This is a genomic window from Actinoplanes sp. NPDC051470, from assembly GCF_040682035.1.
GTDB lineage: Bacteria > Actinomycetota > Actinomycetes > Mycobacteriales > Micromonosporaceae > Actinoplanes.
Window position 1 is genome coordinate 88,578 of the sequence record NZ_JBFBAA010000040.1, and the last position, 8,524, is coordinate 97,101.

Here is an 8,524-nt window from a genome sequence, read left to right on the forward strand (position 1 = left end):
TCCCTCTCAGTACGCCAGAAGGAAAAGGCGTGCCTCGCAGGCAGAATAGTCCCCCGTCCGGTCTTCCCGGGCGCGGGGTGACCAAACCCCGGCGTGCCGTCAGAGGGGCTGCACGAGCTCCCGGTACTGATCAGCGAAGATCGCCTGGCCGCGGCTGCGGAGCATCGGGTCACGTTCGGCGGGCGGCACGTCGTGGGTCTCGTCCCGTTCCCGGGTCTTCGTGCGTACCTGCTCGCACCGGGGCCGCCGGCGTTCCTCGAACGCCGCCAGCGCGGCCGGGATGTCGTCGGGCGTGGCGCGCAGCACCTCGCCGAGCACGACGGCGTCCTCGAACGACATGGCCGCGCCCTGGGCGAGCGTCGGCGCGGTGGCGTGCGCGGCGTCGCCGACCAGCACCACCGGCCCGCGTGACCAGCGCTCGAGCACCACCTCGTCGGTCCGGGCGACCTGCACCTTCTCGACCGCGTCGAGGATGGCCGGCACCGGGCCGCCGAAACCGGCGAACAGCTCGCGCAGCCTCGCCCGCGGGTCGTCCGGGTTGGGCGTGCCGGGCTCGGGCGTCTCGTCGGCATAGCAGTACAGCCGCCGGCTGCCCATCGGCATCACGGTGAACGACGACCGCTCGCCCAGCAGGGCGGTCCAGTCGCTGAGCTGGGGACCGCCGTTGACCACGCTGCGGTAGACGATCTGGCCGGTGGACACCGCCGGCCCGCCCAGACCGGCCTTGGCCCGGACCGCGGAGCGCCGCCCGTCGGCCCCGATGACCAGGTCGTACTCGGCGATCTGGCCGCTGGAGAACTCGACCTTGGCGGCGCCGTCGACGATGTGCAGGTCGGTGACCGCGGTGTCGTAGCGCACCTCGCCACCCACGCCGGTGAGCAGCACCTGCTGGAGTTCGGCCCGGGCCAGGGCCCGGGACTCGCCCACGCCGGCCCACAGCGCCGCGACGTCGAGCTCGAAGAGCTGACCGCCGGTCGAGTCGCAGAAGACCTGCCGGAAGATGAGGTCGCCGAGCGGCCGCAGCGGCGCGTCGAGACCGAGCACACGCAGCGCCCGGGTCGCGTTGCCGGGCAGGTAGATCCCGGCGCCGGGCAGCATCGAGGCAGGCAGCTCCTCGACCACGTCGGGCCGGAAGCCGGCCACCCGCAGGCCCCTGGCCGCGGCTAGACCGGCGATACCGGCGCCGACGACGAGGATGCGCATGGTCATCGGAGCAACGCCTCCGAGGAGAGATGGACACGCGTCGGAGCCAAGACACTACCCGCCGCCACCGGGGCGGGGAACCCGCGATCAAGTCGGCGTCCGATTTGTTCAAGACGGACAGACGACACCGTTCGTAGTGTCATGGTCATGGCTCCTACTTTCAACGCGATCGGCCTGGCCGCCGAGGACCTGCCGGCGACCCTGGCCTTCTACCGTGCGCTCGGCCTGGACATTCCCACCGAGCAGGACGCCGGCCCGCACGCCGAGGCGGTTCTGCCCGGCGGCATCCGGCTGATGTTCGACTCGTACGCCTCTCTGAAGGAACTCGATCCCGAGTGGACGCCGATGCCCGAGGGCGCCGGCGGCCTGGCCTTCCTCTGTGACACCGCGGCCGAGGTGGACACCGTGCACACCGACCTGGTCAAGGCCGGTTACGCCAGCCACAAAGAACCGTGGGACGCACCCTGGGGCCAGCGGTACGCCCAGATCACCGACCCGGACGGCCGGATCGTCGACCTTTTCGCCTGGACCAGGTGAGCCACAGATCAGGGTGAGCCATGGATCAGGGTGAGCCGCGGCTCAGGCGAAGCCGCGGGTCACGTGACCAGCGAGCGTAGCGGCACGCCGGCCAGCGCCCGGACATCACGCGACAGGTGGGCCTGATCGGCATAGCCGGCCAGCGCCGCCACCGAGGCGAACGGCATGCCGTCGCGGGCCAGCGCGAGCGCCCGCTGCATGCGCAGGATGCGGGTCAGCATCTTGGGCCCGTACCCGAAGGCGGTCTTGACCCGGCGCTGCAGATGTCGCGCGCTGAGGTCGAGTCGCTCGGCGATCGCGTCGACCGGCCACCCGGCCCGCGCCCGCGCCGCGACCTCGACCAACGCCGGGTCGGGCGGCCGCCAGCGGGCCATGGCGACCGCGCGGAGAGCCTCATCGGGCGTCGGGGACTCGGCGACGCGGCGCACCTCGGCCGGCGACCAGACCTGGTCGAGCGGGACCTGCCGGTCGGTGAACTCGTCGGCCGGCACGCCCACCACCTGGGGACCCGTACCCGCCGCGAACCGCAGCCCGAAGGTCTGGCCCGGGACGCGGGCAGGATGATGTTGCACGGCGGTGTCGGGCCCGGCGATGAACACCTCGCCCTCGTGCCAGATCAGGTCCATGCAGCCGTCGGGCAGCACCCGCGTCTGGCGACCACCCGGCGGCCTGAGCGAGCGCCAGGCGATCACCTGTGGCAGACCGTCGGCGGGTCGTTCCGAGTACATGACCTGACCCTGGCACACACGTACGACAATTTCCTCCGCGGCGCGGCGCGCGGGACAATCACCACCGTGAGCGACCGCCTCGACGAATACCGCCGCAAGCGGGATGCCAAGCGCACCCCGGAACCGGTTCCTGAGGCGAAACCCGAGGCCAAGGCCCTCGAGAACCGCTTCGTCATCCAGCAGCACCACGCCCGCGCCCTGCACTGGGACGTCCGGCTGGAACGCGACGGCGTCCTCGTCTCGTTCGCCGTCCCGCGCGGCCTCCCCCGCGACCAGAAGCGCAACAACCTGGCCAAACACACCGAGGACCACCCGCTCGAGTACCTCGATTTCCACGGCGAGATCCCGGCCGGCGAGTACGGCGGCGGCCGGATGCTCATCCACGACACCGGCACCTACGAAACCGACAAATGGCGCTCGGACGAGATAAGCGTCACGTTCCACGGCGACCGCACCGCGGGGCGCTACGTCTTCTTCCAGACCGGCGGCAAGGACTGGATGGTCCGGCGGATGGATCCGCCGGAGCCCGGCTGGGAGAGCATGCCCGAGGTGATCGCGCCGATGACGGCCACGCGGCGGGCCGGGCTTCCACCCGACGACGAGGCCTGGGGGTACGAGCTGAGCTGGGCCGGGCGGCGCACGATCGCGTTCGTCTCCGGCGGCCGGCTCAAGCTGCTCGACGACCGCGCGACCGACGTCACGGCCTGGTACCCGGAGCTGCGCCCGCTCGGCGATGCGATGGCGCCCACCGAGGCCGTGCTGGACGGCGAGATCGTGGCGTTCGACGGGACCACGCCGTCGACGGCGCTGCTGGCCAAGCGGACCGAACCCAAGGACGCCGGCGCGGCGAAGCGTCAGTCCGAGCGGGCGCCGGTGCAGTTCCTGGCGTACGACCTGCTCTGGCTGGAGGGCCACAGCACGGTCGAGGCGGTCGGCTACGCCCAGCGACGGGAACTGCTCGAGGATCTGGGTGTGGCCGGCGACCACTGGCAGACGCCGCCGTTCTTCCCGGGCGGCGGCGCGTTCGCGCTGGACGCGGCCACGACTCAAGGGCTCCCCGGCGTGGTGGCGAAACGCCTCGATTCCGTGTACCTCCCCGGCCGGCGAAGCCGGGACTGGTTGTTGATCTCCCCCTGACCCGGGCCGGTATTTCTCTGCAGCCGAGGTATGACCAGCCGATGACAAGGGAATGACGACGATGTTACGGCGGGAAGGGTCTATGTTGAGATGCATCTAGCTACAGCCAGCCCGACGACCCGACCAGTGAACAACGTGATGTCTGCCGAACTCTGGAAATCCGCCGTCCACGTTCTCGATGCCAATTGGTCGAACGACCACATGGTCCCGTCCCGCCTCCTCTACCCACACCAGTGGAGCTGGGACGCCGCCTTCATCGCGATCGGACTCGCCTACTACAACCCGGCCCGCGCCTGGCGCGACCTGCGCAGCCTCTTCGAGGCGCAGTGGCCGGACGGCCGCGTGCCCCACATCGTCTTCGACCCCGCCGTGCCCGAGGGTGACTACTTCCCCGGCCCGAGCTTCTGGGACGTGCCGGCCTACGCCAGCCGGCCCGCGCGCGGGAGCACCAGCCTGGTCCAGCCGCCGATGCACGCGATCGCGGCGTGGGAGGTCTACCGCCGCTCCACGTCACACGGCGCGGCCTGTGCCCAGCAGGCCACCGAGGAACTGGCCTGGCTCTACCCGCGCCTGGTCCGGCAGCAGGAATACCTGACCGCCCGGCGGGACGCGGGCGGCGGCGGGCTGGCCAGCCTGGTCCACCCGTGGGAGTCGGGCGTGGACAACAGCCCGGCCTGGGACTCCGCGATGTCACGCGTGCCGGCCGACCTCGACCTGCTCCGCCGTTTCCACCGCCGTGACCTCGATGTCGCCGACGCCACACACCGGCCGACCCACCTCGACTACGCCCGCTACATGCATCTCGTGGTGGCCTACAAGGAGTCCGGCTACTCGGATCACGAGCTGGCCCGGCGGCACGACTTCGTGGTCGAGTGCCCGGGCTTCAACTCGATCCTGGGCGCGGCCGAGGTGGCGCTGGCCAAGATCGCCAAGGTGGTCGGCGCCGACCCCGGGGTGCACAAGGCCCGAGCTCGGGCGATCACCGCGGCGATCGTGGACCGGCTCTGGGACCCGAGCGCGCAGACCTTCAAGGCCCATGACGTGCGTACGGGGACGCTCAGCCCCGCCCACTGCGTGACCGGGCTGCTGCCGCTGATCCTGCCCGGCCTGCCGTCCGAGTACGCCAAGGCGATCCTGGCCGAGGCCCGGTCGGCCCGGTTCGGGCTGCCCGGCGAGACCACGTTGCCGGTGCCGAGCTACGACCGCACGGCGCCCGGCTTCGACCCGCTGCGGTACTGGCGCGGGCCGATCTGGATCAACGTGAACTGGCTGCTGCGCCGTGGCCTGGCCCGGCACGGCTTCGCCGACGAGGCCGAGGACCTGCGCACCTCGATGTTGCGCCTGGTGCACCGGTCGGGGCACTACGAGTACTTCCACCCCAACACCGGCGAGGGCATCGGGGCGGGCCAGTTCAGCTGGACCGCCGCGCTCACCCTCGACCTGCTGGCCGACAAGTCGGTGCGGGCGTACGCGGCGGCCGCCTGACGATCAGACCGTCTCGTTGGCGATCAACGTGTCGCGGCCGTGGCCCGTGTGGACCACGGTCGCGGTCGGCAGGGTGAGCAGCCGCTCGCGGATCGACGTCACGATGGTGTCGTAGTCGCTGTACGACCGCCCGGTCGCGCCCGGTCCGCCGTGGAACAGCGTGTCCCCGGTGAACACACAGCCCAGGTCGGGCGCGTAGAAGCAGACCGACCCCGGGCTGTGACCCGGCGTGTGGAGCACGGTCAGGCCGGCGATCTCCTGCCCGTCGGCCAGCGGCTCGGGCATCGGGCGGTCGGGATGGGTCAGCTTCCACAGCGGTTCCTCGGCCGGGTGCAGGTGCAGCGGCGCCCCGGTGGCCTCGGCGAGCCGGGGCGCCACCCGTACGTGATCGTCATGGGCGTGGGTCAGCAGGATCGCCGTGACCCGCCGGCCGCCGACCACGCTCAGGATCCCGTCGATGTCGTGGGGAGCGTCGATCACCACACAGGTGTCGTCGTCGCCGACCACCCAGACGTTGTTGTCCACCTCGAACGTGTGCCCGTCGAGCGAGAACGTCCCGTTGGTGACGCCGTGGTCGACCCGCATCAGAAGATCACCACCGAGCGGAGCACGCCGCCCTGGTGCATCTTGCCGAAGGCGTCCTCGACCTGGTCGAGCCGGATCTCCTCGGTCACGAACGCGTCCAGGTCGACCCGGCCCTGCAGGTAGAGCTCGGTGATCATCGGGAAGTCGCGGGTCGGCAGGCAGTCGCCGTACCAGCTGCTCTTCAACGCCCCGCCGCGCCCGAACACGTCGAGCAGGGGCAGCTCGATGGTCATCTCGGGCGTCGGTACGCCCACCAGGACCACGGTTCCGGCCAGGTCGCGGGCATAGAACGCCTGCTTGTAGGTCTCGGGCCGGCCCACCGCATCGACCACCACGTCGGCGCCGAAGCCGCCGGTCAGCTTCTGCACCTCGGCCACCACGTCGGCGCCCTTGGCGTTGATCGTGTGGGTGGCGCCGAACTTGCGCGCCCACTCCAGCTTCTGGTCGTCGGTGTCGACGGCGATGATCGTGGTGGCGCCGGCCAGCGCCGCGCCGACGATCGCGCCGTCGCCCACGCCGCCGCAGCCGATCACCGCGATCGAGTCGCCACGGCCCACGCCGCCGGTGTTGATCGCCGCGCCGATGCCGGCCATCACGCCGCAGCCGAGCAGGCCCACCGCCGCCGGGCGCGCCTTCGGGTCGACCTTGGTGCACTGGCCCGCGTGGACCAGCGTCTTCTCGACGAACGCGCCGATCCCCAGGGCCGGCGACAGCTCGGTGCCGTCTTCCAGGGTCATCTTCTGCTTCGCGTTGTGGGTGTTGAAGCAGTACCACGGCTTGCCCTTGGCGCAGGCCCGGCAGGTGCCGCAGACGGCACGCCAGTTGAGCACCACGAAGTCGCCCGGCTCGACGTCGGTCACGCCCTCGCCGATCGACTCGACGATGCCCGCCGCCTCGTGGCCGAGCAGGAACGGATAGTCGTCGTTGATGCCGCCCTCGCGATAGTGCAGGTCGGTGTGGCAGACGCCGCACGCCTGCACCTTGACCACCGCCTCGCCGGGACCGGGGTCGGGCACGACGATCGTGGTCACCTCGACCGGCGCGCCCTTGGCCCGGGAGATGACACCCTTAACCTGCTGACTCACGACGAACCACCTTTCCTTCGGAACCGGCGCTTGAATCCAATCACGGATCGCGCATGGGTCCCGAGTTATCCACAGGGGCTTCGCGTCGATCTGTGGGCCCATCCAAGGCCTGCCCCATCACCCGGCCAAGTGCGAGGCGAGGTCCAGAGTGTGGCTGACGTCGGCCGCGGAACGCCGTCATACCGGTGTTGTATGTCGGCGTCCCGCGGCTGCCGTCAGGCGCGCTCTGGGCCACGCCGCAGCCCTGGCCGGGTGATGGGGCAGGCCTTAGGTTGAGCTGGTGACTCAGACGTTCCGGCGCGGACTGCTGGCCCTGGTGGCGCTGGCCGCCGTGCTGTTGCCGCCCGCGCCCGCGCAGGCCGACCAGCCCTTCCGGCTCGCCACCCAGGTGGTCGACCGGGCCGGGGCGCTGGGCGGCGAACGCGCCACGGCCGACGCGGCGCTGGCCCGGCTCCAGACCGACACCGGCATCCAGCTGTTCGTGGTGTTCGTCGAGTCCTTCGACGGCACGCCGGCCGAGGACTGGACCGACGAGACGGTGCGGCTGAGCGACCTCGGCGATCGGGACGCGCTGCTCGCGGTGGCGACCGCCGACCGGAACTATCAGGTCTCGTTCCCCGCCGACGCCCGCATCACCGACGCCGAGCTCGACGACGTGGCGACCGGGAAGATCGAGCCCGCCCTGAGCCGCGGCGACTGGTCCGGCGCGGTGGTCGCCGCCGCGGACGGCTACCGCGAGGCGGCCACGTCGTCCGGGTCGACGACGCTGATCTGGGTGCTGATCGTGTTCGTCCTGGTGCTGGGCGGGGCGATCGCCTGGGTGGTGATCCGCCGGCGGCGGGCCGCGGTGGCCGACCGGCCGCAGTCCGCGCAACCCGAGGCGCCGGCCGGGCCGACCGTGGAAGACCTCACCACCGAGGCGAACGCGCTGCTCCTCGAGCTGGACGACGACCTGCGGGCGAGCGAGCGCGAGCTGCAGATGGCCACCGGCCAGTACGGTCCGGAGGCGACCGAGCGGTTCCGGGCGGCGTTGGAGGCCTCCCGGCAGGACGTGGCCGAGGCGTTCCGGCTGCGGATGACGCTGGACGAGTCGCCCGGCCCCGACCTGGTCACCCGGCGGCGCACGCTCAACGAGATCATCAAGCGCTGCCGGGACGCCGACGCCCGCCTGGACGCCGAGTCGGAGGCCTTCGACGAGCTGCGTGACCTGGAGGGACGCGCGGCGGAGGTGGCGGCCGAGGTGGAGCGGCGCCGGGCCGAGGTCGCCACGACGCTGCCGGCCGCGACGACGGCCCGGCAAACCCTGACTTCCCGGTACGCCGGGCCGGCCGTGACCGCCGTCAGCACCAACGTCGACCAGGCCGCCGAGAGCTTGGCGTTCGCGGCGACGGCCCTGACCCGGGCCCACACCGCGCTCGACAGCGACCCGGCCGCCGCAAACGAGCCGGCCGCCGGAAACGAGACCGTGGTCGCGGGCGGGAGCGATACGGCGCCGGGCGGGGGCCGGGCCGAGGCCGCGCTCGCCGTGCGCGCGGCCGAGCAGGCCGTCGACCAGGCCGAGCTGCTGATCGCGGCCGTGCACCAGGCCGTCGCCGACCATGACGCCGCGCGCAAGTCGGCGGACGCCCTGATCATGGAGGTCGAGGCCGAGGTCGCCGCCGGCCGGGCCGCCCTGACCAGCGCCACCGCGGCCCAGGCGGCGGCCAGCCAGGCCGCCGGGACCGCCGACGCGGCCGGCACGGCGGGCGCCGCGTTCGCCGCCGC

8 protein-coding genes are annotated in these 8,524 nt (G+C 72.1%); 4 read left to right on the top strand and 4 right to left on the bottom strand.

Translation table 11 applies throughout. The features are described 5' to 3' along the window. Window positions 1-99: 99 nt before the first annotated feature. Window positions 100-1,209, bottom strand: a complete 1,110-nt coding sequence (locus AB0M54_RS42380; protein ID WP_364330329.1) for an FAD-dependent monooxygenase — start codon at window positions 1,207-1,209, stop codon at window positions 100-102. Between the two features lie 141 nt (window positions 1,210-1,350). Between AB0M54_RS42380 and AB0M54_RS42385 the strand changes: the two genes are divergently transcribed. Then, complete coding sequence (locus AB0M54_RS42385) at window positions 1,351-1,740, top strand: VOC family protein (protein WP_364330332.1); 390 nt, start codon at window positions 1,351-1,353, stop codon at window positions 1,738-1,740. Between the two features lie 59 nt (window positions 1,741-1,799). Here the strand turns inward: AB0M54_RS42385 and AB0M54_RS42390 are convergent, their stop codons facing one another. After that, the gene (locus AB0M54_RS42390; RefSeq protein WP_364478012.1) at window positions 1,800-2,468 is read right to left on the bottom strand and encodes a helix-turn-helix transcriptional regulator; all 669 of its coding nucleotides are present in this window, start codon (window positions 2,466-2,468) and stop codon (window positions 1,800-1,802) included. A gap of 66 nt (window positions 2,469-2,534) precedes the next feature. Here AB0M54_RS42390 and AB0M54_RS42395 point away from each other — a divergent pair, with 66 nt between their 5' ends. Both AB0M54_RS42395 and AB0M54_RS42400 read left to right on the top strand, forming a co-directional pair. Further along, window positions 2,535-3,605 (top strand): DNA polymerase ligase N-terminal domain-containing protein, encoded by a 1,071-nt coding sequence (locus tag AB0M54_RS42395; RefSeq protein WP_364478015.1) that lies wholly within the window; start codon window positions 2,535-2,537, stop codon window positions 3,603-3,605. 138 nt (window positions 3,606-3,743) lie between these two features. Continuing rightward, window positions 3,744-5,090, top strand: coding sequence for a trehalase family glycosidase (locus tag AB0M54_RS42400; protein WP_364478018.1), 1,347 nt, complete (start codon window positions 3,744-3,746; stop codon window positions 5,088-5,090). A 3-nt stretch (window positions 5,091-5,093) separates the two neighbouring features. Here AB0M54_RS42400 and AB0M54_RS42405 read toward each other — a convergent pair whose 3' ends face one another. Together AB0M54_RS42405 and AB0M54_RS42410 are read right to left on the bottom strand one after the other, a co-directional pair. Continuing rightward, window positions 5,094-5,675: an MBL fold metallo-hydrolase gene (locus AB0M54_RS42405; RefSeq protein WP_364478022.1), complete on the bottom strand. Its 582-nt coding sequence runs from the start codon at window positions 5,673-5,675 to the stop codon at window positions 5,094-5,096. Then, entirely contained in the window at window positions 5,675-6,760 is a 1,086-nt protein-coding gene (locus AB0M54_RS42410) for an S-(hydroxymethyl)mycothiol dehydrogenase (protein WP_364330346.1), read from the bottom strand. The genes AB0M54_RS42405 and AB0M54_RS42410 overlap by 1 nt, the downstream gene beginning before the upstream one ends. A 280-nt stretch (window positions 6,761-7,040) precedes the next feature. Between AB0M54_RS42410 and AB0M54_RS42415 the strand changes: the two genes are divergently transcribed. Continuing rightward, window positions 7,041-8,524: TPM domain-containing protein (locus AB0M54_RS42415; RefSeq protein WP_364478025.1), on the top strand; the 1,484-nt coding region annotated here is incomplete at its 3' end.

Coding starts and splice junctions, on each gene's coding strand:
- AB0M54_RS42380 (WP_364330329.1), bottom strand. CDS start 1,209: ATGACCATGCGCATCCTCGTCGTCGGCGCCGGTATCGCCGGTCTAGCC.
- AB0M54_RS42385 (WP_364330332.1), top strand. CDS start 1,351: ATGGCTCCTACTTTCAACGCGATCGGCCTGGCCGCCGAGGACCTGCCG.
- AB0M54_RS42390 (WP_364478012.1), bottom strand. CDS start 2,468: ATGTACTCGGAACGACCCGCCGACGGTCTGCCACAGGTGATCGCCTGG.
- AB0M54_RS42400 (WP_364478018.1), top strand. CDS start 3,744: ATGTCTGCCGAACTCTGGAAATCCGCCGTCCACGTTCTCGATGCCAAT.
- AB0M54_RS42405 (WP_364478022.1), bottom strand. CDS start 5,675: ATGCGGGTCGACCACGGCGTCACCAACGGGACGTTCTCGCTCGACGGG.